This window comes from Flavobacterium branchiicola (assembly GCF_018383905.1).
Classification (GTDB): domain Bacteria; phylum Bacteroidota; class Bacteroidia; order Flavobacteriales; family Flavobacteriaceae; genus Flavobacterium; species Flavobacterium branchiicola.
The window spans coordinates 325617-351482 of record NZ_JAGYWA010000002.1 but is presented as its reverse complement, the minus strand read 5'-3'; the positions used below and the strand labels follow the sequence as shown (position 1 = coordinate 351482).

At 36.0% G+C, this 25866-nt stretch carries 22 protein-coding genes; 11 read left to right on the top strand and 11 right to left on the bottom strand.

From position 1 onward, the window contains the following. Window positions 1–214 precede the first annotated feature (214 nt). From KHA98_RS05145 to KHA98_RS05130, 4 genes are read right to left on the bottom strand one after another with little or no spacing between them, the layout of a single operon-like run. Window positions 215–1531, bottom strand: coding sequence for a PcfJ domain-containing protein (locus KHA98_RS05145; RefSeq protein WP_213255952.1), 1317 nt, complete (start codon window positions 1529–1531; stop codon window positions 215–217). Continuing rightward, window positions 1528–1908 (bottom strand): PcfK-like family protein, encoded by a 381-nt coding sequence (locus tag KHA98_RS05140; protein WP_213255950.1) that lies wholly within the window; start codon window positions 1906–1908, stop codon window positions 1528–1530. Before KHA98_RS05140 ends, KHA98_RS05145 begins: the two co-directional genes overlap by 4 nt. Window positions 1909–1937: 29 nt before the next feature. Further along, on the bottom strand, window positions 1938–2297 hold the full coding sequence (locus tag KHA98_RS05135) for a DUF7222 domain-containing protein (RefSeq protein ID WP_213255948.1): 360 nt from the start codon (window positions 2295–2297) through the stop codon (window positions 1938–1940). A gap of 35 nt (window positions 2298–2332) precedes the next feature. Further along, window positions 2333–2722 carry a single-stranded DNA-binding protein gene (locus KHA98_RS05130; protein ID WP_213255946.1) on the bottom strand — a complete coding sequence of 130 codons (390 nt, stop codon included), beginning with the start codon at window positions 2720–2722 and terminating at the stop codon, window positions 2333–2335. Window positions 2723–3075: 353 nt separating this feature from the next. Between KHA98_RS05130 and KHA98_RS05125 the strand changes: the two genes are divergently transcribed. The 3 genes from KHA98_RS05125 to KHA98_RS05115 are packed head-to-tail and all read left to right on the top strand — an operon-like array spanning window position 3076 to window position 5576. Further along, on the top strand, window positions 3076–4203 hold the full coding sequence (locus tag KHA98_RS05125; RefSeq protein ID WP_213255944.1) for an FH2 domain-containing protein: 1128 nt from the start codon (window positions 3076–3078) through the stop codon (window positions 4201–4203). Between the two features lie 38 nt (window positions 4204–4241). After that, complete coding sequence (locus KHA98_RS05120) at window positions 4242–4709, top strand: hypothetical protein (RefSeq protein ID WP_213255942.1); 468 nt, start codon at window positions 4242–4244, stop codon at window positions 4707–4709. 36 nt (window positions 4710–4745) lie between these two features. After that, window positions 4746–5576, top strand: coding sequence for a hypothetical protein (locus KHA98_RS05115; protein WP_213255940.1), 831 nt, complete (start codon window positions 4746–4748; stop codon window positions 5574–5576). A 234-nt stretch (window positions 5577–5810) separates the two neighbouring features. Here KHA98_RS05115 and KHA98_RS05110 read toward each other — a convergent pair whose 3' ends face one another. From KHA98_RS05110 to KHA98_RS05095, 4 genes are all read right to left on the bottom strand, one after another. Beyond that, window positions 5811–7100 carry a competence protein CoiA family protein gene (locus KHA98_RS05110; protein WP_213255938.1) on the bottom strand — a complete coding sequence of 430 codons (1290 nt, stop codon included), beginning with the start codon at window positions 7098–7100 and terminating at the stop codon, window positions 5811–5813. A gap of 202 nt (window positions 7101–7302) precedes the next feature. Further along, the gene (mobC, locus tag KHA98_RS05105; protein ID WP_213256688.1) at window positions 7303–9279 is read right to left on the bottom strand and encodes a conjugal transfer protein MobC; all 1977 of its coding nucleotides are present in this window, start codon (window positions 9277–9279) and stop codon (window positions 7303–7305) included. Between the two features lie 18 nt (window positions 9280–9297). Next, window positions 9298–10590 carry a relaxase/mobilization nuclease domain-containing protein gene (locus KHA98_RS05100; protein ID WP_213255936.1) on the bottom strand — a complete coding sequence of 431 codons (1293 nt, stop codon included), beginning with the start codon at window positions 10588–10590 and terminating at the stop codon, window positions 9298–9300. Then, window positions 10578–10967 (bottom strand): plasmid mobilization protein, encoded by a 390-nt coding sequence (locus KHA98_RS05095; RefSeq protein ID WP_213255934.1) that lies wholly within the window; start codon window positions 10965–10967, stop codon window positions 10578–10580. Before KHA98_RS05095 ends, KHA98_RS05100 begins: the two co-directional genes overlap by 13 nt. Before the next feature lie 362 nt (window positions 10968–11329). Here KHA98_RS05095 and KHA98_RS05090 point away from each other — a divergent pair, with 362 nt between their 5' ends. From KHA98_RS05090 to KHA98_RS05080, 3 genes are all read left to right on the top strand, one after another. Next, window positions 11330–11623: a hypothetical protein gene (locus KHA98_RS05090; protein WP_213255932.1), complete on the top strand. Its 294-nt coding sequence runs from the start codon at window positions 11330–11332 to the stop codon at window positions 11621–11623. A gap of 272 nt (window positions 11624–11895) precedes the next feature. Continuing rightward, window positions 11896–13413 carry a MauE/DoxX family redox-associated membrane protein gene (locus tag KHA98_RS05085; RefSeq protein ID WP_213255930.1) on the top strand — a complete coding sequence of 506 codons (1518 nt, stop codon included), beginning with the start codon at window positions 11896–11898 and terminating at the stop codon, window positions 13411–13413. Window positions 13414–13518: 105 nt separating this feature from the next. Next, on the top strand, window positions 13519–13779 hold the full coding sequence (locus KHA98_RS05080; RefSeq protein WP_213255928.1) for a hypothetical protein: 261 nt from the start codon (window positions 13519–13521) through the stop codon (window positions 13777–13779). Between the two features lie 48 nt (window positions 13780–13827). Here KHA98_RS05080 and KHA98_RS05075 read toward each other — a convergent pair whose 3' ends face one another. Genes KHA98_RS05075 through KHA98_RS05065 form a run of 3 tightly spaced genes read right to left on the bottom strand, consistent with a single transcriptional unit; the run spans window position 13828 to window position 20927 of the window. After that, on the bottom strand, window positions 13828–16488 hold the full coding sequence (locus tag KHA98_RS05075) for a S9 family peptidase (protein ID WP_213255926.1): 2661 nt from the start codon (window positions 16486–16488) through the stop codon (window positions 13828–13830). A gap of 2 nt (window positions 16489–16490) precedes the next feature. Next, on the bottom strand, window positions 16491–17894 hold the full coding sequence (locus KHA98_RS05070; RefSeq protein WP_246522166.1) for a RagB/SusD family nutrient uptake outer membrane protein: 1404 nt from the start codon (window positions 17892–17894) through the stop codon (window positions 16491–16493). 9 nt (window positions 17895–17903) lie between these two features. Further along, a complete protein-coding gene (locus tag KHA98_RS05065) occupies window positions 17904–20927 on the bottom strand; it encodes a SusC/RagA family TonB-linked outer membrane protein (RefSeq protein WP_213255924.1) in 3024 nt (1007 codons plus the stop codon). Between the two features lie 514 nt (window positions 20928–21441). Between KHA98_RS05065 and KHA98_RS05060 the strand changes: the two genes are divergently transcribed. From KHA98_RS05060 to KHA98_RS05040, 5 genes are all read left to right on the top strand, one after another. Further along, the gene (locus KHA98_RS05060; protein WP_213255923.1) at window positions 21442–21849 is read left to right on the top strand and encodes a helix-turn-helix domain-containing protein; all 408 of its coding nucleotides are present in this window, start codon (window positions 21442–21444) and stop codon (window positions 21847–21849) included. Window positions 21850–22151: 302 nt separating this feature from the next. Continuing rightward, window positions 22152–22922 carry an abortive infection family protein gene (locus KHA98_RS05055; protein ID WP_213255922.1) on the top strand — a complete coding sequence of 257 codons (771 nt, stop codon included), beginning with the start codon at window positions 22152–22154 and terminating at the stop codon, window positions 22920–22922. A gap of 190 nt (window positions 22923–23112) precedes the next feature. Further along, the gene (locus KHA98_RS05050) at window positions 23113–23943 is read left to right on the top strand and encodes a DUF4747 family protein (protein ID WP_213255921.1); all 831 of its coding nucleotides are present in this window, start codon (window positions 23113–23115) and stop codon (window positions 23941–23943) included. After that, window positions 23940–24452, top strand: a complete 513-nt coding sequence (locus KHA98_RS05045) for a hypothetical protein (RefSeq protein WP_213255920.1) — start codon at window positions 23940–23942, stop codon at window positions 24450–24452. Before KHA98_RS05050 ends, KHA98_RS05045 begins: the two co-directional genes overlap by 4 nt. A gap of 186 nt (window positions 24453–24638) precedes the next feature. Beyond that, window positions 24639–25865: a DUF4297 family anti-phage-associated protein gene (locus KHA98_RS05040; protein WP_213255919.1), complete on the top strand. Its 1227-nt coding sequence runs from the start codon at window positions 24639–24641 to the stop codon at window positions 25863–25865. Window position 25866: the final 1 nt, after the last annotated feature.

Sequence of the window (25866 nt, the reverse complement as noted above, 5' to 3'; positions counted from 1 at the left end):
AGATTAATTATGGAACCTCGGCCGGGAATGAGAAAGCGAGCGAAAAAAGCAACGCAATAAAGCAGGTTTTTCACCTGCATTTATGGGGGAATTTTTTTCAGCGAACCGCCTTTCCTTCCCGAACTTTGTTCTGAAATTAAGCCTGAACCCCTGAGACAATATCCCCGCCTTTAAGTGTCTGCTCGCCGAAATTTCACATAAAAAAAGCCGAAAACTAATTTTCGGCTCGGATTGCTTTTTTATTTTTTATCCGCTTTTTAATCTGATACAGGTTCTGATTCAAAAGTTTTAGAATCTGTTTGTGATGCGGGGACTCCTTATTTTTATTTCCCCTGCACTGCACTATTTCCAGTGAGGGAAGTGCTACCTCTATAGTCTCTACAGGATTATCTTTGTATCTAGCCGAAAGGATAAGAGAGTTTTTCTTTTTATAGTATTCGTTGGTAAATAAGCAGTGGCGGAGCATATCGCCCTCTTCGAGAAAATCCTGCACGCTCTCCATGACACTTATGCTGAGATTTTCCCTAGTGAACTCGAGTCCGAAAAACTGTTTTTTCTGCTCTTCATATATCATCTGCGCCTGCTGTATTTCCGAGCGGAGTTCCTTTATTTTAAGACGTCTCTGAATCCTGCGTTTGCGCTCAACTAGCCTGTCATGCTGTTCAGCTAAGTTTTCAGGACAGACATTCTGGGGAATACTTAAATCCTTTTTGAACCATCTGAGCAGTGAGATGTAATCTTCCCAAAGGGTAAAATCTGACACCTTATAATTGTTTTTAAAACAAGTTTTAACTGCCTGCCAGTTCTCCCTGATGCACTGCGCGCGCGACAGCAGGTAATGCTTAAGAAAATCTGTCTGTCCAGTTTTAAAGAGCGTCTCGGCATACGAATCTTTCAAGAGAGCTGTAAAAAGCACCTGAGGGGCGATGCCGTAGAAACTGCCTTTGAAGCCGTTTCTTTTCAGGATGGAAACCGCCTTTGAAGACGAATAAACCTTATAAGGATTGATGCGGTATTTGGGAGAATCCTCAAAACTTTTCGGGCGGATTTCAAGGGAAGTATAATATTTCCAAGCATCATAGGCATTTGAGAAAACGTTGGTGCCGAGCGAGAGCGTTCTCACCTCCCCTTTTTCATTAATCCAATGTTGCATCACTTCCTTATGAAAATAAGTCGGCATGCAGTTCTTTTTCATGTCCTTGTGCGAACAGATGATGCGCACCACCTGAAATCCTCCGCACACATCCAAAACAGCGAAATATTCTATTTCTTTGAAATGCACCTGATTATATTGTTGCATTTTCAACTTGCCACTGCATGCTGTACAGTTGATATATTTTTGGCAGGATGCTTTCTGTGCATCAGGCTTCCAGGAGTGTGAACAGTCAAGGCAGTGGAATTTTCCCCTTGAAAGCACGCCCCATTTGATGAAAATGTTTTTTTCTGCCCAAACCTGCATCTTCTGCGAAACAGGCAAAAGGGTCTCACTAAGGGACGTTATCTGTTTTTCGATGATAGTTTTAGGTATCATAGGTCAAAGAGTGTCAAGATTTTTGATTCGGCTTTGGGAGTAATGACTTCCGTTTTTGCAACAACTGTATTCTGCGGAAGTTCGAGCATAGTAGTAAACAAATCAGCCCTTGCAGGCGGACTAGCCACTACCCTGCAATTAATGGGCTGAGGCTGTCCGATGCTGTCATCGGTGTAATATTTGACCGCCATGTCAAATATTTCCTGATTGTCAAAGGCGCACAGTCCTGTTTTTTTTACCTCGCCAAAAATGTAATTGCAACAGTTTTCCAAGTTTTTCGATTCCTTGGCGAAGTCTTTTGCAAAGACAATATCGGTAAGGGCGGTCTGATTGAGGTAATTTTCTATAGCGGTCTTAAAGTTTTGTGAAGCTTTCATAATGCATGATTTAAGATGAAACAAAAAGATTATTCAAAAGAGGTTCTGTAGATGTCATAACAATATTCTTCAAAACAGAGCCAGCACATAAAGGTGTAATGAGGTAGACCGTAGCGGTCTTTTACCGCTTCCCCATGGGAATCTTCCATTTCTTTTCTGATGTCTTCCAAATCGTCAAGGTATTCGATGTAGAACTTTTTACAGTCGGCATGATAAATAAACTGGGATATCATACCGCTGATGCATCCGCTTCTCTGCATGTCTTCAAGAAATGCTTTGAGCTGTTCTTTTTTTGTTCCGTCATAAGACTGCATTTCGAAAAGGACTATCTTTTGGAATGCATCGTGAACTTCATACTCGGCGTATATTGATTTTTTCAAGGCTTTCATAACTCATTTCTTTAGGCTTGTACATTTGATTCGGATTAAAAAGGCAGGTCGTCAGGCTGTTCCTTTTTGCTGTTTTTGGCGGGAACGGCATTAGCCTGCACAGGCTGAGTATCTGAGACAAACACCAATATTTTGATGTTGCTTGTGTGAAAAGTGAGGCTAGCTACAGCCTTGCCCTCAGAATTAATATAGGCATTCACTCCTATTCTTCCGAATAGTTCCACCAGTGCGCCTTTTTTAAGCCACTGGGCTATACCTGCAGTGAGCCAGTACGAGCAGTCAATAAAAGTGACTATTTTTTTTACCTCATTACTGTCTTTGGTTTTGTAGGTGTCATTAACTGCAATGGAGAAGTTAACAACCTGTCTGTCTTTTGCTGTTTTGACAACAACAGCATCTCTGGTTAAGCGTCCTGTAATTTCCATGATTTAAAAGTTTAGATTATTACTGCTTCTTTCCGCCTGCTCCGCAAAAATTGTTTTCAAAAGAAAAAACGGAAAAAAAGAAAGCAAAAATCCAGTGTCCGGTTAACGGGTACGGAGTGCTATAAGTCCCGAAGGGCAGCGCAGCTGTTATGCGCATGCAGTACCCGGCGGATACTAATTTGGCTGCCCTTTTAGTCCGTTTCGAATGAAAACCTGTAAACAACTTTAAAAATCCGAAATGAACGTAAATGGGACAAAATATCCGAGATAAGAGAAAAGCAGGAAAAATTGGAAATAAACCTTACTTTAGTGCCGGCCGGAAACTAGAATTCAAGTACTTATAAAGCTAGAATATGAAAGATCATATAAAAGATAAACTGGATATAATCGCAGATGTGTGGAATGATTTTATCTATGACAATAAATTCTGCCGTAACCAGATCAATTTTTCCCCTGAAGCCGAAAGCAATTACTTTGGTGATATACTCAGCTATTTTTACGATACATTCGACATTATTTATGAGAAAAAAAACGGTTCTGAACACAGTGAGAATTTTGCATCCCATATCAGCTTTCTTCAGGCGATATATGTACAGCAGGATTTCATTGAAGAAATGCTGATTCTCTTTAAGACCAATATCACTAAAGGCGACTTAAAGCTGGATATTAATTATTTCGTTAACAGGGAAATCCGCAATGAGCTTGTCGGCCACCCTTTCAGAAAAATTGACAGAAAAGTTATATCTTCAACTGTGTTTGGCTATGAGCGTTCCCCTGATAAGATTGCCTACTTGCGATACCATGCAGACAACGGTTTTAAATGCGAGATCATTAAGGTAAAAATTGAGGATATTATAAAAAGACATACTGCTTTTCTGGAAACTTATTTCATTATTATAACTGAAAAACTCAAATCAGTTCTTACCCTATACTTCGAAGAACTGGAAGCGGTCAAAGATAAAATTGGCAGAGTGTCTTTTGCTTCACTGGTAAAAATAGTATCCCAAAAATTAAAACCGTTTTTGGAAAACACATTTGTGTATGACGAAAAATCGATCATGGAAATTTATGAAAGGAGAAATGAGCACAGAAGGTATTCCCTTGTATATGATTCTTTTATCAGCGACTTAAAGAAACGCATTGCTGAACTTCAGGAGAACTGCACCTCTGTTTTCAGCAGGTTTTTTGATACGGGACACCAATTTGAAATCCCGATTTTTGATGACGAATTTAATTTGTTCAATATTCCTTTAAAAATCAAAGCAGGAAGAAAAAAAGAAAACTACCATTATGAACTCGGCAAACTTTCAACTAACAGACAGTTAAGAGAATTTGACCATTTCAGCAGTCTTCTACAGGCAAAATCAAAAAATGAAACTGTAATTTATGAGTTGGGTAGAATGAGAAATTATCTTTATAATGATGTGGAATATTTCTGCTCATACAAATTAATACGCAAGATCTTAAACCAAGATGATTAAGATTCCTGTAATCTTTACAAAAATAAAAAGTTAACGATATGAAAATAAATAAGAAGTACACCAGCCGCCATCAGCTTTTAGAGACACTTCAGAAAAGAAAGGACGAAAAATGGGCACCCGACAATATTGACATACGCGATACCGCCCTTGAATTCGATAAGCTCATAGAGAACTCAGGACTGCAGGAAACGGATGTTATCCAGCAGATCCGATATCTGATAAATGAGAAAGAAATAAATGAAACTGAATTTGAGTACAGCAGATGTTATTATTCTATTTCAGGTTCAGGCACGGCATCCTTTCATGACCGGAAACATCTTAGTAAGGGCAGAAAAGAGTATCTGGATAATATGTATGATGTATTGAAAAATGTTTCCACATTTATATTGCTTCTACTGGCTGTAATTACTTTTATCGGCAACTGGATTTCCAATTCAAAGAAAAATCAGGAAATCGAAAATATTAAAATAGAATTAAAGCATTTGAAAGACTCGCTCCACACCTAGAAATAAAAAATAAATAATTCACAAAAAATAAACGGAATGGATCAGCTAGACAGCAGAGAATACTATAAAAAACTAAACCAGCCATTGATTGATTTTTTAGTTAACATTTTTAAACTTCATGACATTATTGAAGCTTGCTGCATTGGACTGATTCGTGCCAAGGAGACACCAAGATTAATGGAAATTTTGCATCAATTGGAAAGTTCAAGCCTTGATATAGAAGAACTGACCAAGGAACCTAAAAGAGTGTCCGAGACCGCAAAAGAAGAAATAGACGCAGGGTTTCCTTTCCTCTATTCCCAGTCATTGCTTATGATGTACTCAAATCTTGAGAATACCATTAAGAACTTTATTATCGAATATTTCAAAAATAATGAAATGACGGAATTCGAGTATGCCACTGGTAAAAAAATAAATCTTACAGTCCCTAACACCTCCGATGACGAGACGATTGAATATACTTTCAAACAATATGAAAACAAATTAACTGGAGGTAAATCTCTTGGATATGGAGTTGAACGGTTTGAAGCGCTGCTTGAACCGATCGGTTTCAGCGGCGCCTTAGATTCGTTGATTATTAAGGATATTCATCACTTAAGCCAGATAAGAAATACAATCATTCATAGGGCATCGATTGCGGACAGCCATTTTGTGGAAAAATGTCCCGATCTAGGGTATAATATAGGAGATAAAGTAAATATTAATTATCTGGATTATGAAAAATATTACTGTGCAATAGGTGAATATATCCTAGAAATCGCGAGAAGATTAGGACGTGAAATGGGTGCGGATCTCACCAAACTAAATGCTGTCAAAATGAAATTTCCGGCTACCTATTTTAAATCTTACAACGTACCCAAAGATTAATTTTACAAATATTATCAGCTGGTTTACTATATAGTGATACCTTAATTTGAAGCAGAATCACTTAAGAGCCTTTATCTGTTAAGTATATTTATTTTTAATAAGATTTCTGTTTGTGGGGTCGGAACTATGAAAGAGGAATGTAAGGAGCAGCTGAAAGCCACTCTTGACAGCTGAAGACTTTTACAAGGCAATAGAATATTCCGAAGATTTTATTGCTTTGCTTATTAAATATCACTAGGTCGCAGCAGGGTTATACTTACTTATAAAATCACAAACCTTTACAATACTGACTTTATTGTCGGGATGTTTGTACAGCAGTTTACCATCACCGATGTCGAAGAAAATTGGTGCGGCAGCTGAAGCCCAGCTTTTCCTTTCGCGTTTCCAGGACAGGGTCAGTTTGTCTTTATCTATAAGAATTCTATTTCTTTGTTCATCAAAATCAGTTTCTAGCTTTTTCAAATTTGTATTGATATAATTGTCGATTGAGGTTTTTAGCTCCTGATATTCACCATCATTCTGAGCATTCTCCAACTTCAAAAACGAAATTTCTCGTTTAAGCTGGGCAATTTCAACTTCCAGATTTAGATGCTGTGCAGCGACGGATTTCAATTCCTCCTTCAGGGCTGGTTTCAGATTTTCAAGTTCAGTTAGAATCTCTTTACGCTCCTTAGAAAGTTCCTCAAGTTCTACACTATTTTCAAGAGCTGCACTCAAGAAGTGCTTGTTGCGTTTCAAGTCTCCCAATAACCTAAAAAATGTCTTTTTAGTAGGTATTGTATCGTCACTGATAATCTCTATCAGGGAGGAGTCGACAAATAAGTTTTCGCTCTGCCATATAACTATAATTTGCTCGGCAAATGTTTCTGCATTTTTATTGTAGCTTTTAAAAAGATCAGTCACAGACTGTAAATCTTCTAATGCATCTTCCCTAGATTGGATTTCAAAAGTCAAAGTATTTTGTTTTTTCTTTAAATTCTGCAGTCCAACAGAGTTGTGTTTACTTAACAGACTGCGCTGTGTCAAATATCGAAGCTCGATTTCTGCCAGTTGTTTATCTGATTTATTTTCAGTAATCAAATTATCTTTAAACGTCTGCGCATTTATAACCCAAACCATTTTTTGATAAAATTGTTCCCGCTCGACAATAGTTGATGAAGAAATCGTGGAATTTTGAAATTCTATTACAATCCCATTTGGCGTAAAAATATCAGCTATATGTTTTTCGCTGTTCTTCTCTATAATTGTTTCCTGCCAGTCAAATGGAAATTTGTTTTTCCAGGCCCTATGCCACTCGGTTTCACCTTCTTTCCATAAGTCACAATCTGCGTTATGGACATGTTGCCAATGCCAAATGTAAATTTCTCCACATTTTCCAATTACCTCTTTCTTGCAGAAGTCGCAAACAGCCCTTTGGCCGGAATAAGCAGCAGTAATTTTTTTTCCGCTAATGTCTATTGCATGCTGCATAGTCGAAATAATGACAATTAAGTTATGAATATATGATCCAAAATCACATCGCATTTATTTCCAAATTTATCATTTTTTCATTAATAAAAACTGTCCCAGTCGAGAAACGGTCGAAAATCATAATACTGGTCTTCAATCTAATATGTATATATTAACGAATATACTTATACAAATATATAATTCAGCATCTGACTGCTGACGCCTTTGAATCTGAATTGCTTTGATATACTATTCGATTTTAAGTTTAATTCTTGTACTATTTTTTTAACACTAAATAAGTCAGCGCGGGATCATTCAGCAGGCGTTCCATTTCGGAATGAATGATATCCTGAACATCCTGTTTTATCTGAAGGTAATTGCGCTGGATCATTGCATTGTCAAGTTTTCGAACTGGAGGTATTTCTTTATAATTTTCCATCTCTTTTCTCAGCGCTTCATGGTCATTTATAATTTCGTTATGAAAGGTTTTGAGTTCAATTTTACAATCCGGATCATCAGCTACCATGCCCACAAATTCGCCAGAACTTAGTCCTGAGATTTTCGAGGGCGGGACTGCAGATTCCAATTGTTTTGAACGGCTAATTGAAGTGTCGGCGCTGTTGATCGACAGGCTTTCCCTGTCCTGCATAATTTTTCCGAATCGCTCTGATAATTGTTTGGAAGTATCTCCTGTAACCTGACCGCTTATTATATTTCCAACAATATTCATAATAACATCTGCCTGTTCCCGCCCATAGTCCTTGCGGAGCTGGGTAAAGTCCTGAATACCCAGACAGGTTGCCACTTTATTGCTTCTTGCTGTAGCAATTAAACTGTCCATATTATTGAGATAGATTGTTGGAAACTCATCAAAAATCAGACTGGATTTTAACTTCCCTTTTTTGTTTACCAGTTTTACAAGCCTGTTCACGTAAAGTGACAATACGGCCCCATATATCTGTATTTTCTGGGGGTTGTTTCCCATGCAGACAATCTTAGGTTCCTGGGGATTATTGATGTCTAGAGTAAAATCATTTCCTGACAAAACATAGTATAACTGAGGAGAGGAAAGCCTCGCCATGGCGATTTTCGCCGTAGCAATCTGCCCCTCAAGCTGGTCAGTGGCTTCCTGGAGATAAGCATTAATAAATGGATTTATCAGGACTTCAATTTCTTTTTCTGTCCGAAGCAGCGTAAAGAGACTGTCGTAATCCATCTGCATGAGTTCAATTACATGAGGCAGGGTACAGAACTCCCCATCTTTATACTTTCTTAGATACCAGATTACGGCCGATAAAAAATTGATTGGCGACTCTACAAAAAAGTCTCCCTGTCTTTTTATCCACTGCCTGTTAAGCCCCATCAGAATAGTCCTGGCTGATTCCGAAGCATCGGTTATATCTTCCATGCTCTGCGGGTCCAGCGGATTGCACCTGTGCATAATATTATCAAAATTTATAAAGTAACATTTGGGCAGGATTTTATAAGCCTGTTTATTATTTTCAAAAGTATTATAGACAATTTTTGAGAGGTCATCATATTTAAAATCATAAACAAACATGCTGAAGCCTTTTTTTATATGCTGGGTAATAACGTGGCGGATCACAAAATAAGATTTACCCGATCCCGGAGTGCCCAGAACCATTAGCGCCCTGAATGGATTTATAATATTTATCCAGCTGTTTCGCAGTTTATCTTTTAGATAGTATCTGGCGGGAAGATTAATAGAATATTCATTCTCCAACAGTCTTTCTTCCTGTGGAAAAGTCTCATTGAGCTTATTGAAAATGTCCTTGCTGTTCAGCGTGTTTTTTATAATCCGAGAAAGCATTGTCCCGCCGGAAAGCATGATAAGAAATCCAGTCGAAGTAATTACAATATAAACTATTGTTTTATCTGTCTGCAATGAAAATAACAAAAGCGCAAAATAACTTATAAAATAAATGAGCATTCCAGAAATACAATAAGCACAAGCAACTTTGTAACTGATCTTTTCATTTTTTCTACCCTTTGCACCAAGAAGCGAAATCACGAGAAATCCGAGGGCAAAAAATTTCGATTTATGAAAATTATCAAATAGCCCTGCACGATAAATACCTCCTAAAATTTTATCTGTAAACGCGCTTACCAGCTGCCACTGCTTGAAGGCTGAATAACAATAATAGTAAAAGTGAATTACCAGAATGATAACCCCTATGAGCCTTGTCATATCCAATATTTTTCTCAGTGCCTGTTCATTTTCACCTGTCTGCATTCCCATGATATTAATTTTTTATTGATTGTCTGACTGCCCCTTTCTTTTTTTCTTCCTGCGTTTTGCTTTAAGCTGATTGGGCAGGTAATCCTGCGCGGATTCCATCCGGGTCAATACATCCAAAACTTTAGCCAAAGCAGTATCAAAACCATCAGTTTTACTAATTTCAAATAAATCTTTATTTGATATAGTTCCCATTAATTCAGCTTTGGATTTTATGTTTAGGGCCTTGTCGGAACCCTGTAGAGTTTTACCCATTAAATTACAGCGTTCCTGTACTGCCTTTGCGCTGTACTGCCTGCCTAAAACACTTCCATTAAATACACATTTTGTAGTATGATCCACATAGGTGATACCGTAAATCATCCCGGCAGCACTTTTTCTCGAAATAATATTAATCCCTTCTTTTTCGAGCAGTTTTCCCAGCTCGGAAAATGAAATGCTTTTATTAAAAAGCGCCAGGTCCACGGCATTCTTTATCCTGTTTTTCATCGATACACTTGCACTACCGGCGGATATAAATTTTTGCTCTAAAAATTTAAGAGTCGGTTTATTATAAAAGTCACTGGCTTTAATAGGAACCCCAATAGGTTTTCCATCACTATCAAGTATTCGGTACACTAATCCTTCTGCCTTAAAAATCCTTGAGTCTTCAGATCCCCTGTCAGCAAAAACATTGTAGAGTTGCAGCACTGCATTGAGTTCAGAAAGACTTGAATATTTGTAGGTTGAAAGCACTCCGTTAAGTACTGCTGCAATCGCTTTTTTTGACTGCATCTTTCCGTATGAAACCTTCTGAACATTGATAGGCTTAAGAACCTTATCAATATTGTTTTTACGCCCCTGTGCGGCCACTAAAGAGAACATTTTCTCTATTTCTTTGCGGGCTGTTTCAGACTGGTTCCTGCCAATATTGTGCATGCCGATCCTGCTTCCATCCTGCTTTACCTTTATAGACACCAGATGAATATGCGGGTGTCCAGCATCATGGTGGCGGTATACCAGATAAGGCTGCTCGCCAAAACCAATTTTCTGCATATAAGCATCTGCGATCTGCATCAATTTTTCATTGGTTAATGAGTTTTCAGAGGGATCAAAATTCAGCGAAATATGCACGCTATTGCGCTTTACATTCTCATTTAAAGTATTTTGATTAAGCAGTCTGCTGAGTTTCATTGTGATGCTCATTTTATCCACTTCAAGAGGATAATTCCCCTCGCCTATGCATTCCGCTACACCTTGTTTTACCTTATTTTCATTATAGTTGAAAATGTTGTGCAGTGAATTTCCAGTCTTAATTACTGCAACCATTTTCGGGAGATTTTCTCAATATATTTATTTATCTCTTCTACCTTATTAAAAAGTATCCTTCGCTCCAGTTCATGATTGATGATCCAGGTTTTAAATTCCGGAATCTGCTGCAGTGTATGCAGCTTTTTTACTGCCTGATTAAAGTTGTTTCCCAAGACTTTAAGTTCAGCTCTGAGTCTGATAATCTCGAACATAAATTCATCCAGGGACTGATTGCGGTAATTGGTTGTGATGGGTTTATCAAACAAATATTTACGAATATATTCACTTAATTTGCGACAGGTTGTAGCCTTCCATTTACGTTCAATTCTTGCATATTCTGCAGGCGTAAAACGCAAGCCTACAATACGCGTTCTGTTTGCATTTTCCTTTTCCATTTTCTCTCATTTTCATTAATTTCAAACTCTTTTTCTTCTTTCAGTTTCACTGCTCACGAGTTCCGAGTAAAGAGCAGCCAGATTCGGTTGTTTAACAACCGGACATCTGGCCGATTGCAGGAAACTGGCAATCTTTAAGCCATTTTAAATATCATTTTAGAATTTCAACATTTCTGCATATCACTTAAATCAAATCGCATTAGAAACAGTATTAGAAAACATCTAAGGATTGTTTCTAAAACTATACGAAGTTAAGTAAGCTCCGTCTATTCAGCCCATCATGGACATATTATGTCCATGATAATTAAAAAGTCTATTTATACTTTTGCATTAATAAATATTAATTTAAAAACGTGAAAATTATGATGACAACAAATGATGTGGCAAGGGTTTTTGATACTATTCTTAGTATTCCTGGGATGAATGAGACGGTAAAGATTGATTTGAAAATTTCACGCAAAAATGTACTGCTCCTAAACCATGTGATTGAACGTGGGCTGACGGCGCCGGATGATGAAAAATCAGCTATTTTGGTTTCTGCAATCCCTGAGGAAAACCTTTCGGATTTAAAACAACTTGCAGAGGAGTGCCTTCAAAAAGCAGGTCTGGCAGAACTTCGTGAAAAGCTGCAGACCCTAAACCAATCCGGAAAATAAACTGATTTAAAATTTACCGCACTTAATGCCAATAAAGAGAAATCTTATTGGCATTTTTTTTAGCCCCTTTTATATCAAAAATTCTGCTTCTTTTGTTTTTAACTCACAATTGATTGTTTTTGAAAAATACCGGCTTGTTTTAGGTAACAATCAAAATTACAGGCTGTTGTAATTTTGTATCAGTTCTATTAAGTTAAATATTTATCCTAATCAAATAAATTCGAATTCCTGCAGAAATGTCCCAACAATCGTTTTAAATACCTACATAAATCATGAAGTTAAACAGCAACATAGGCACTATTGCCAAAGAAATAATCTGCCTCCTGTATGTAATGCTATTTGTATACGCGGCTGTGAGCAAATTACTGGATTTTGATAATTTTCAAGTGCAGCTTGGACAGTCTCCATTACTGAGTGTTTATGCATCTTTTGTATCATGGATTGTTCCAACTCTAGAGCTCTTAATTGCGTGCCTGCTCTTTATTCCGAAACTCCGCGATTACGGTCTGTATGCCTGCCTGTGTCTGATGACTATGTTTACGGCATATATTTATATTGTCCTGCATTACAGTTCTTTCGTTCCCTGTTCCTGCGGCGGAATTTTAGAGAAAATGAGCTGGGATGTTCATTTAATTTTTAATATTTTCTTTGTTGGTTTAGCAGTTTTAGCAATCTGTCTGAGTTATAGATCTCAAATTAAAAAAAACAAAATAGGAAACAGATTCTCACCAATTAAATCTATCCCTGTTTCTATACTCTCAAGTACAGTAGTGATTATAGCTTTATTCCTTTCTTCAGAAGAAATGATGGAGCACAAAAATCCATTTATCAGACGCTATATCAAACGAACTGTGCAGCTTGTCCATTCCAAAGATTTAATTTATAATTCTTATTATTTCTCAGGAAGCAGTCCAGATAAACTTTATCTAGGAAATTACACAACGCCTTTGCAGATCATATCGATTGACACCTCCTTCAAGTTTCAGGACACACACAATATAGAAAATAGTGATCCTAAAATTCACTATCGTTCCATCAAGATTTTAGTTAGGGGAAAATATTTTTATTTAATGGATGGTAGTGTTCCAAGCATATCAGCAGGCAGCACTGAAGACTGGAAGATTTCTAGTAAACTAAATGGGCTTCCTTATTTTACGGCGGCGGAACCCATTGACACATCATCTTTTATCTTCCGCAACAACAATGGGATAAAATCGGCCAACATTCTCGGCATTTATACTGCAAATAATGACAGGAAAATTCAGTATAAGCCACATCTGCTGAAAAAGCAGATTGACGGAATTTTCGACACCGATGGCATACTACATTACAGTAGAAAAATGAAAAGGTCTGTCTATGTTTATTTTTATCGTAATGAAATTATAGTGACAGATAATAATGGAAATTTAACTCATCGCAGCAAAACAATTGATACTTTTTCAAGAGCAAAAATCAAGGTATCCTATCTCAAAAATGAGACTGTACGTAAGATGTCCGCACCACCACTTACTGTTAATTCACTTAGTACGCTTCATAATAATCTATTGTTTATAGAATCGAAAATTCCAGGTCAATATGAAGATCCTGCTCTCTGGAAACACGCTTCGATAATAGATGTTTATGACATTTCAAAGAACAGTTATGTTCTGAGTTTCCCAATATTTATGATAGGAGATGACAAGCTTAAATCCTTGTATTTAACCGATAGGCATCTTTATGTTTTAATTGGCACAAAAGTTTTGATGTACGAATTGAAAGAAAACCTTAAAAATGCTATACAAACCGATTAATAGAACTCCACTAAATAATTAATAAAAATATACCGGCCGGTGCCAGGAAATAAGATCGAACACCTGTAGAAAATAGTAGATCAAATAACCTTAATACATATTATTATGAAAACCACATTTTTAAAATCGACAATGCCATTTGCACTTGTTGCATTAATGGGAATTACAGGCGCTTTTTTAACCACTTCGATGCAGAGTGCATCAAAGCCGCCAATTGTGGGATATATTAACAGCGCTACAAAGCCTTGTGATGTTCCTGTAAGTTGTGACAGTACGCCTAGTCCATTTCTATGTGAAGCAAGTGGCCAACAGGCTTTTGGGAAAGCCAACAATTGTCAACAGTTGCGTTATCGCCCTGTTAATTAATAAACATTAAATGCAATGCAGTTCTCCACAAGAACTGCATTGTTTTTTTTAGTTAACGGCCTCTTTTGCCCACGTAACTGATTGGTCATTTTTAAGATAGTAATCAAACCACTGATTAATTCTCAAACTCAAATCTTTTTGATTTTTTTCTTTCATTAGGGTATGTTTTTCATCCGGATACAGCAGCATAGTTGCTGGTTTGCCCAGCCTTCTAAGCGCCATATAAAACTCTACACTCTGATTCCAGTTTACGTGCCAGTCTGATTTTCCTGCCCATATTAAAATTGGTGTATTAATCGAGGTAGCATTCGCTACAGGGGAGTTCTTCGAATACAAAACTGGATCGTCAAAAGGACTTTTTCCCAATCGCCACTGCTCGCTTTGAAAGCGGGTCATATCCGAAATATTAAGATCCCAGCCGACAGTGAGATAAAAACTGGTCAAATCAGAAATAGAAGCCCCTGAAACAGCTGCTGCAAAAAGGTCTGTCTGCGTGATTATGAAATTTGTCTCATATCCTCCAAAGGACTCTCCCATTAAACCTATCCTCAATGGATCTACGAAGTTTTTGCTTACTATATGATTGGTCGCGCTAACAACACAATCAACCGTATTTTCTCCCACTGTACCAGTTTCATGTTCAATATCCGGACATAAAATAACATAGTCTTTTGTTGTCATTACAGATTCATTAAAGCCATTTCCATAAAACAAGGTGGGGTTGATATATCTATGTAAGTTATGCGATTGCTTTTCATAAATATAGACAATCATGGGATATTTTTTATTGGGATCGAAATTTGAAGGAAAGTACAATATGCCTTTTAATTCTTTACCTGCGGCATTGCGGTATGTAATAAGTTCTGATTTACCCGTTTGGAATTTTTCATAATGGGAATTGCTCTGAAAAATGATTTTTTCCATATAGGAATCGTTCTTTAAAACGATACGCGGAGGCAGATCAAATCTTTGTTCCTTGCAGATATAAAGCCCAGACTTTTTTATGTAATGCATATTATCAAAAAAACTGCTGCGGCTTAAGATCTGTTTTAGCATGCCCGTTTTCTCCAAACTGCAATATCCAGTCTTGCCATCATCATATTCCGTGCGAAGAATGAGTTTATCGTTTAAATCAACAGCAATGCTTTTAAAGCCGTCAAAATTTCGCAAAAGGAGATCATAATCTCCAAGTGTATTAATTCGATATATCGTTTTATCTTCTCTTCCTTTGGTGAGTCTTCTGGCTACTGTGCCGTCGTTCTTTATCGCCCAAATATCATATTGGTCATACAATAGAATTTCCTTGTCATCCGGAGTCCATCCCGGATTTCCGTATGCTGCATCACCTCCTAATCCATGCACCCTGCCAAAAAAAGGAATTTTAATATTTTGAGTAATATTCATATGAGTTTTACTCTTAATATCATAAATCCACCAGTTGCTGTCTTTGTAATACGCAACAAACTTGCCAGAGGGTGACGGCAAAAGATCTGTATGGAATTCGCTTTGTTTTTTAACCATAATTTCTTTTTGACCGGTATCAAGATTCACCAAATAATAGTCCCTTGGAGCTACATTTTCAAACTGGGGCTCGTATTGTTTTGGGTTGGATATTATCGCCAAAGTTTTATTGCCATTGAGCATTACACTGGGAAATTCCACAGAGGAAATCTGGACTACTCGTCCAGATGACGGGTGCCATACCGCGAGATTAGCTTTTTCATAAAAACGTCCCGAATCTTGTTCCCGCGGATAAATCCATTTATCTGCGGTATTCCAAACTTCAACCGTGTCCTTGGCTTTTTGTTCAACAGGTTTAGTTTTTTGAGAAAGGCCGAAAAAGACTTTATCCAAATCCGACGATATAGTCAGGCGATAACTATCCGTTTTATCAAAAATTTTATCAGATAAAAAATTGTTAAGTTCCTTTTGATTAAGCCTGAATATTTTTTTGGTCTTCAGTTTATATAAGCAAAGATTGGTGCCGCTAGCTATTGAATCTGTTGAACTGTAAAAAGCAACTGCTTTGCCATTCTCTTCCCATGCGAAGTTATAAAACTCCCCATTTCCCTGCTTGGCGATCCATTCTATTGTCGAATTCCGAAGATTCAGAATTCCCACGGAATACTTTTCTTTTTCTTTTATTGAAATAATAATTTCTTTTTGAATTGGGCTCATTGAAAAATCTACTACATCCTTCACTATACTGATCACACCGGTTGACAGTTTTTGCTGCTGCAGGCATTTTTCTTTTCTTAAGAGTGTAATAATCTGGCCCGTTTCCATGGAATATTCGATATGCGTATCCAACGGGTAAGAATGCCGTAATCCAGTTTTCAAATTTAAGGACTGGATGCTTTTTTTGTCGTTGAAGATAAGGTGTTCATTTCCTGCAAAACGTGGAAAAACTCCACCAGGCAAATTAAAGGTTTCGCCGTTTATTGTATTTCGCACAAAGAGCGTATCGCTTCCGCTTTCATAACGCATTCGATAACTGATCCATTGGCCATCTGGAGATGGATTTTCCATCAGTAGCTCACCCCAATTCTTATAATCAGATTCGGTCAGCTGTTTTTTTTGCACCACCTGCCCCCATAAGGGGCAGGCTACTAATGGCAAAATAAATAATAAAAATAAAGCCAGTGTAAGCTTCATACACAGAGATTCCTGTTTCTTGCTTCCGTAGGGAAAATTATAATGAGATTTCATATTTAATAACCGCTATTCTGCGGGCGTATATTAGGATTAATGCTTAGTTCGTTTTCAGGCAGAGGAAACAGAACATCTGTTGAATTCCAGCCAGTCTTTACAGGATCAAGGACATTATCAATTTGTCCGGAACGTTTGAGGTCAAAAAAGCGATGTCCGAATTCTGTAAACAGTTCCCATCTCCTCTCGCTCAAAACGGCATTAACAAGCTGCTGGGCAGAAACAGCATCTGTATCCAAAAGCCCCGCACGTTTCCTAATTCTGTTCAAATCTTCTTTAGCGCCTATTAAATCTCCCTGATGCGCCCTTGCTTCTGCCCTTATAAGGTACTGTTCGGCAAGGCGGAAAATTACCGAGTACTCCATTGAAGTGGCAGTATTTTCAAACTCCTTGTATTTGTATGCATGATACCATGTATCAGTCCCGTCCCTGACAGCCTTTGTCCAGTTTACTTTTCGAAGGTCACTTTTATCAAAGGATTCAATCAGATTATTAGTTAATGCCACATAGGGCGGAGGACCAGAAGAAAATATGAAAATACTGGCCTCATCTGTGTTTTTTCCGGCCACAGAGGGCTGAAACTGCCATATGGTTTCCTTGGAATCTTTTAGAAATACCAGAGAAACATTATCCTCGATGGCATAAAGATTTAATGCATTTAATACCGCTGATGCCGCATTAGATGCTTCTGCCCATGACTCGTTATACAGATATACCCTTGCTAATAATGCTTTTGCCACAAATTGGTTGGGACGCACTCGCTCGATATTTATATAATCCTTCGGCAGCAGGGCTGCCGCGTTTTCCAAATCCACAATAATATTGTTGTAAATATCTTTTACCGGAATCTTCGAAGCTTCATTATTTATATTACGGTCTGTAGATACAATATAAGGGATATCCCCGTAGAGATTAGACAGATGAAAATGTACGATGGCCCGTATAAACAGGGCTTCCCCTCTTAGCAGTTCTTTTTCCTTTATAGTGAGTTTATGACTTGACTCCACTCCTTCCATCACGGCATTAGCAGCATAAATCTGATTATAACTGAGATTCCAGGAATCTGTAATAGTTGAATTTGCAGGCAGCAGCGCATTGGTGTAAAAAGGGATTGTTGGATCGCCCGGACTTGCAAGGCAATACAGCTCATCTGCATAATTACCCAACATATTGGAAACGCCTGATGCCGAACCGGAAAGCAAGCCCTGCTCTCTCATTTTAGAATAAATATCCGATAATGCTGCGTTTGCAGTGGAATAGTTATCAAAAACTGAAACTGTAGTAAGTTGTGATTTGGGAAGATCAACTTCTACAAAAGAATCACAAGAGGTCAACAGCACCATTGTTATTACCTGAAAAAGCAATAAATGGTGTATAGAATTATTTTTAAGAGATAGTGTTTTCATAACAGAGAATTAAAAAGTGAGCTGGATTCCAGCAGTAATAATTTTCAATGGCGGCAGAGACCTGGAACCAATAGATTCAGGATCCCCATCCTTGTATTTTGTAAAGGTTAGCAGATTTTGTCCCTGCAGGATTAGCTGGCACTGCGTGCTTTTCATATTTAAAGGCAGTTCATAGGAAAGGGCTATATTCTTCAATCGGATAAAAGACCCGTCTGTTATGGAACCTGTACTCTGCCTAAATAGATAGTCGGCTGTGACTGCATCCCCGTTATAACCGCTGGTATAAATCTGCTGAGCAGCATTATCTCCAGGCTTAGTCCAGCTTACTGCTGCGCTTTGCGGTTGATTAGACATCTGTCCTGTGACACCATTATAATAACTTCTGGTATCCTGTTTAACAAACTGAAAAAGAAAATCAAGTTTCAATCTTCTGTAGGATAGTATATTTTGCAGTCCTCCAAAATACTGCGGGTTAAAATCTACAACACTCTGCCTGTCTTCGGGAAATGAAATGATACCGTCTTTGTTTATGTCTTCAAAAAGATAAACACCACTTTGATTATCAATTCCTGTATAGTTGTAATTCAGTTCAATATTCAAGGGCTCGCCAATACGATATTGCTCTTTGTAGGGTGAGGCAGAAAGTCCGGGAAAACTAATAAGCTTATTTCTGGCAAAAGTAAGATTCAGACTGGTCGTCCACTTAAAGTTCTGAGTATTGAAGTTTTGGGTCCTTAAAGTGAATTCTAGTCCTGTGTTTTGCACAACAGCATCTAAATTGGCCAGCATGGACTGAAATCCTGTAGTTCCAGCCAAAGGTATGCCAACAAGCTGGTTTGATGAGCGGTTCTGATACCACGCGGCTGTTAGAAATATTTTATCCTGCAGGAATCCCAGTTCCAGAGCAGCTTCTATTTTTTTATTTGTTTCCCATCCAAAATCAGGATTATAGAGCCGTGATGGCTGCAATCCCACGTTTGAATCATAATTAAATCCCGATGAGGTATAAGTATCCAAAAACTGGTAATCCCCGATCTGGTCATTTCCGGTTGTTCCATAACTGCCGCGAAGTTTGCCAAAACTCAGCCATGAAATATCTTTTAAAAATCCTTCTTTGGTAAAAATCCATGCCACGCCCACGGCTCCGAAATTGGCAAACTGATTACCCGGACCAAACCGGCTTGAGCCGTCCCGTCTTCCTGTAAGGTTTACAATATAACGGTCCTGCCAGTTATAGTTGATCCTTCCGAAGAAAGCCTGATATTTATACAGGGCGTCATCACTATATAAGACGCGCACTGTAGATGCAGACGCAAGATCATATATCAAGTCATTTGATGTGAAACCACTTCCGAATTGATACAGCCTCCCAGTGGTCTGGCTCTGGAAAGTTCCCCCAGCCAGAATATTGACTTTACCAAAAGTCATTTCTTTTTCCCAACTTATCTGGGGCTCCACTATCCAGGACTGTCTGTCTGTATTATTTAAATAAATACCTGAAAAGGCGCTTGTCAGCTGATAAGCGGGATTATATATAGTAGAGGGAGAGGTTCGTGTTTCCTGGTGTCGCAAGTCGGTAAAACCAAAATTACTTTTTAGAACTAAATTATCAAGCAAATCATAAGATAATACGGCACTGGTCACAAGATCATTTGTTTTTGATCTGAACTCTGCATCTCTGTAACGAAGCGGATTCTGCCAGGTTCCATTTTCCCAATTTAAATTGCCGGAGGCATCATAGAGCGCAGGAGCATTTGGCGCCAGATATCTGGAGCTTGCTGTCAGATCATACGCAGGCTGATCATTATCCTGAATATTGTATCCTGCTGAAAAAGTGAGTTTGAACCTATTATCTTCTGAGCGGTGGCTCATGCTGAACTGCGTCCCTCCTTTCTTGTACATATACTGGCCGGGGAATACAGTAGATTCTGTGTGGTAACTACTGCTTAATAAAAACTGTGTTTTATCAGAGCCGCCAGAGAGCGTAGCCTGCAGATCAGTTATCTGCGATGTGCCACCCAAAAATTCTTTCTGCCAGTCCGTTTCACGGTTCTGGTCCCATGTCCCGTTTATATCATAGTCCCATGGATTGTACTGCGTCAGTCCATCATTGATAAAAGCTTGTTTTCTCATTGCAAGATACTGCTCGGTACCCATCAGTTTCATAAATTTAGTTACAGTGCCGGCTCCTGTTGTCGCTTTAACCCTCACAACCGTTTTTCCGCCTTTACCTTTTTTAGTAGTGATTAGCACTACTCCATTGGCACCTCTTGAACCATAAATTGAGGTGGCATCAGCATCTTTGAGTATCTCGATACTTTCGATTGTATCTGGATTTATACTGTTTAAAGGACTTGTAACGGTTGGAAATGTAGAGGCTGTCTGATTATAGCCAATTGGATCCGAGGAGTACGGAACTCCATCAATAATGTAAAGTGGATTATTCCCATCACTTCTAATACTGTTCTGTCCACGGATTTTAATATCGAATCCTCCACCGGGAACCCCTGTGGTCTGTGTAATACTCACACCGGCCATTCTCCCCTGCATAGCTGCAAGCACATTTGTTACAGGCTGCGTTTGAATATCTTTTGCGGTGATCCGAGCAATGCTTCCTGTACGCTCGCTTTCCTTAATTGAATAGTAGCCTGCATTAACCTTCACTTCCTTTAGAGTTGTGGTATCGTATTCTAATAGAATATCTATTGTTTTACGATTCTGAATAGGGACAAATGCTGTTTTGAATCCTATAAAGGAAACTATTAGGGTATCCGATGGAGAAGCAGAAAGATTATACTGCCCGTTATAATCGGAAATAGTTGCGGAATTGCGCTTATTTTTAATGGCGATGGTCACACCAGGAAGTGGATTAGATCCGTCGCTAATAGTTCCCTGAACCTGAAACTGTTGAGGAAATGAAATGCTATGCCTGATGAAATTCTTGGCATAAACAGATGGAAAAGAAAAACATAGCCATATAAAAAATAGGCAATAAAGAGCTTTCCCATCCTTGTAAAATGAAAAAATATTCATAATATTGGGATTGGTTAGTTAAATGGTATTTGATTAGCTACGGTCCTCTGCTATAGTTTAGTCGCTGCTGCAGAGGGCCATTTTTTATGTATTAAGTAACGGCTTAATGATCATAAAGTTTTTTTTAATTCACAGGCAAGAATATTTTTAAGATTTGACTTAGTATAATCGAAACTTTAAAAAGAAACTGAGATGACGCTAAGAAAATATAAGTGAGTTATAAAAAAGCGTGGAACTCAGCTTATACGTTTCAGAGGTACTGGTATACCCTACACACGAATAAGTGAGCCCACGCCAATGACGTGAGCATCTTACTTATCTTCTCGTGTGTTAAAAATTACCAGTTTTCTGAAACGAGATTCTAAGCGAATGCTTCAAATATCTTATATGAAGAATCGCAAATTTAGTATTCATAAAATGAATACAAAACAAATATAGACAAATTATTTCACATACTTATGTGTATGTGTTAAATATTTTATTAATCCTTTAATTACTGGATTAAATAAAACTCATGGTCATAGAAATTATAATATCAGAATTAGATTTTCATTTAATCGAAAAAGTTAGAGAATTAAGAATTAAATCTAAGTTATCTCAAGTTGCCTTAGCACACAAAATTGGAGTATCAGAAGGATACATAGGTAACATAGAAAATCATAAGCAAAATCACAAATTAAATATTAGATTATTAAACAGGATCGCTTTAGCGTTGGAATTAAAATCTTACATAGATTTATTCCCTTCAAAAATTTGTTCAAATGACTTAGTCAAAATAAGATTAAGCTTAATTGACAAAGAAAAAAATAAGAATGAAAACACCTCTCCTGAAAAAATTGAAAGATTTAGTAATGTATCGATTACCCCATTATCAGAAAACGAGATTATCGAATATGAAACAGTTAAGAGAAGTAAAAAATAATATTGCATAAAAAGGATGCTAATTTAAGCATCTTTTTTTATGTTTAATATAAAGTTAAAATAGGTATTTATACGGTATTCTTTTCATTATTAAAAGATTATTTTGCAACTTATTATTGATCCATATTATGGAAAACCGTAAAATAAAACAAAAGCGGTTTTGTATGTTTGATTTTGAAATTTAGAGGATGGAATAAAGCCTTACACAATTAGCGGTTATTTAAGCAATTTTATCGCCTAAATAAGTAAGTTAGGGGATATTATACAACACTAGATTTATAATGAGGGAATTATATTTAACAAATGGAAGACATAGATATTAAAAAAATAAGACGAATTTTAGAATATAAAAAGCGTCAAGATTTATCTGATTTACTAATTAATTCAACATCATATTTGGATGTATCAAGTACTTATGGTAGTCGTTCATTTTCCCTTATTAGTACTTTTGAAATCAAATCACATCCGAAAATTCAAACCAAAATAGATCAACTTTCTGAAGCAGATAAAAATGAAATTTTTGATGCAGTCATAAAAGTTTATCCTATAAAAAATGAAGAACCAGAAATAAGAGAAGTTACTTATTTTCCTGATTTTGATATTGAAAATACTGAGTTAGTCGAAACAAAAGAATTGGAAAGAATCTCTTTTGATTATATACATGATCAAATAAAAAAATGCAATTCAAAAATAGCAGAAAAAGATTTTGAAGGCTCAATAACTAATGCTAGAACTTTAATTGAATCTATTTGCCTATTTATTCTTGAAACAAAAACGAAAGAAAAACATGAATATGACGGCAATTTATTAAGACTCTATAAAACCGTTGCAAGTTTATTAAATATGTCACCAGCAAATCATGAAAATGAATTTATAAAGCAAATCTTGTCAGGTGTTTTTAGTATAATAAATGGTGTTTCGGGATTAAGAAACTCATATAGTGATTCTCATGGAAATGGACCTTCAAAATCATCTCATAAAATTGACGAAAGGCATGCAGTTTTTACTGTAAATTTAGCTAAAATAGTTTCTGAATATTTATTTGTAAGTTTTGAAAAATCGGAAGAATTGTAACATCATATAACAGCCACTAAAACGGATTTGGGTATTTGGCTTAATGGAAAGTTATTTTGTATTTAGGATGATTTGACAAATATAAAGAATGGGATCTATTTAGTCCAAACTATTGTAATAAAAGAAGGTTGGTGCCAATTTTACCAAAAACTAAAATTTAACAACATAAAATATAATAAATTAAAAACTTATGCCTAAAATGTATTTCAACAGGTTACATCTAAATGTTACCGAAAATGAACGTAAAGATCTTTTTATATTAGATGGAATTCGAAGTGAAGCATCAGCCGGATTTAATGATTACTCTTATAAAATTGTTGATGTTGTCACGTATGAAAATTACATAATGGGATATTTAATTAAGTATGACCCATATGGTCGTGGTGAAGTACTTGACGAAACTACAGGAACGGTTAGAAGAGGGGGTACAATTAATAATATTGTTGGAAAATCTCTTTTCATAATTAACACCACAGAAATGATTATTGCTTTTGAAGAAATAAAGAATGTAATTTCAAAAATAATGTTTGAAAGAATGTTTTTAAATCTTTTTAAAACAAATCATCAAGGGAAAACATTTGAATTTTTTATTTCCACTATCAGTGAAAAATATTCATTTATTGAAAAAGTTAAAAAATTACATAATATTAATCGTGTTTCTATAATGTTAGTTCCTTCTAATCCTAATAATGCAGATTTATGGAGAGATACTGATGAAAGAATGCAAGAAAATAATATAACCAAATATAAAGAAATTCAAGAATCTTCAAATGATGAAGGAATTATTATTGATGATGAAACTATTGCGAAAATGGCTATGTCTGAGGATGGTTATGGCGTTGCATCAGCCCAAGGAAAGGACGCGGATGGCAATCCACTAACAATTACAACAACCTCAAAAGAGCAAGAAATAACTCAGGTTTTACCAGAAAACGTAGAACGAGGTGGGTTACCGGGTATAATTAATTATCTTAGTCGTACTTTTGAAAGAATTAGAATTAGAACAAGTCATCAAGAATGAGAAGATTTAAAGCATTAATTCTTAGTTTGGATTTTGGGATTACACTTTTAAGTGTTTTCGCAACATATTTATTTTTACCTGAATATATCAATATGAATTTTGCTCTTTCATTTTATAATGTAGCAATGACAGTTCTTTCAATAATTTTTTCTTTATTTTTTACAGCTATGGCTATAATAATGTCATCTTCTGACAATGATTTTATTGAATTTTTAGAAGAAAATAACACATTTACAGAACTACTTTGGTCTTTTAAATTCACATTATTTATTTTATTTTTAAGTTTAATTTTGTCAATAATTTTATATTCAGGTACTTCATTTTGGATTGAAACAAATCACAATGAAACTTGGATACAAAATACTAGCCTACTTTTAATTTTACAATTTTTCTTTTTATACGGTATGCTTGCAACATGGTTTTCTATAATGGATACAGTTAAGTTTTCTAAATATCGTTCAGCATTTCTAAAAAAACAGAAAACAGAAAAGCAAAAATTGGAAAAATAAAAAACAGCCCCCAACAGCTGCATCTGATTTGGGCAATTGGCTTGATTAATATTTCGTCTCCTAATTATGATGATTTGGCAAATCCGAAAATGGGCCTTAATTTAGTCCCAAACCCGGTAGTGCCAGAACATTACTTGCAAGCCTAACAGAAGATTCCGGAAAATAATAAAAATCATAACCTAAGAAATGGCAACAAGAAGCGCAGAAGCAACAATAAAAGGTTATTACTATCAATTTGACACATCAATTTTAAAATTATTAGAATTAACTAAAGATGAAGATGAAATCACTATTGAAGGTATAGAAGATATTGATATTAATTCTACAGATGAAACAACGATACAATGTAAATACTTATCAAAACCTAATTTTATAAATTCAGCAGTTCGAGAACCCATAATTTTAATGCTTGACCACTTTGTTAATCCAACCACTAGCAACAGTTATAATTATGTTCTATATGCTCACTTTGAAAATGAAACTCCAGGAAATGAACCAAAAATAGATTTAAAGAAAATTAAGGAAATACTAACTTATAAAGAAAAAAAAATTGAAAAACATTATGAAATTGAAAAGAGCATCTCCGATGCTCAATTAAATTCATTTTTACTTCAATTCAACTTTTTATTTGGAATAGAATTTTACAAACAACAAATGTTAGTAATTAATAAACTGAAGGTTTTATTCAGTTGTTCTGAATTTGAAGCAGACTCTTTGTTTTACAATAATGCATTAAGGATTGTAATTGACAAAGCGATACAAAAAGGAATAACAAATAGAAAAATCAATAAAAAAGATTTTTTGTCTAAAATTAATTGTAGTCAACTATTGTTTAATGAATGGTTTATAAAATTACGTTCAAAAAATGAGTATTTTAAATTAGTTTCCCAAAATCTAAAATATACAAAGTCATTAACTTCAAGTAAAACAAAATATATTTACATTGGAAATGATATTTTGGATTCAGATAATTCAGAATTACCCTTGTTTAATTTCATTGAAAATTTAATTTCAAAATTTTATAAATTGAATACGTCATTACGTGATGCAAAACCATTAACGTTCATACTTGATTATGATTCTCAAAAGTTGAAAACAATAAAAAAAGAATTAATTGATAATGAAATTTTGTTTAATGATGGTTATGAAGAAATAAAGTATTCAAATTTTATATTTAATAAAGAGCCTATTATAAACACAACAAAAAATGGAATAAAGTTATCAAAAAGCTCTTATGTTGTTAAGATAATTTCAAAAGAAACTTTTGAAAATAATATAACTTTTATAAATCCACCAAGTGTTTATTTATATTTTTCAAAAGAAAATAATTTATTAAAATTCCCTAATGGTCAATATTTTGACATTAAGCATTGTAACAATCTTAAGGAAATTCATAAACTTTTAACGATATAAA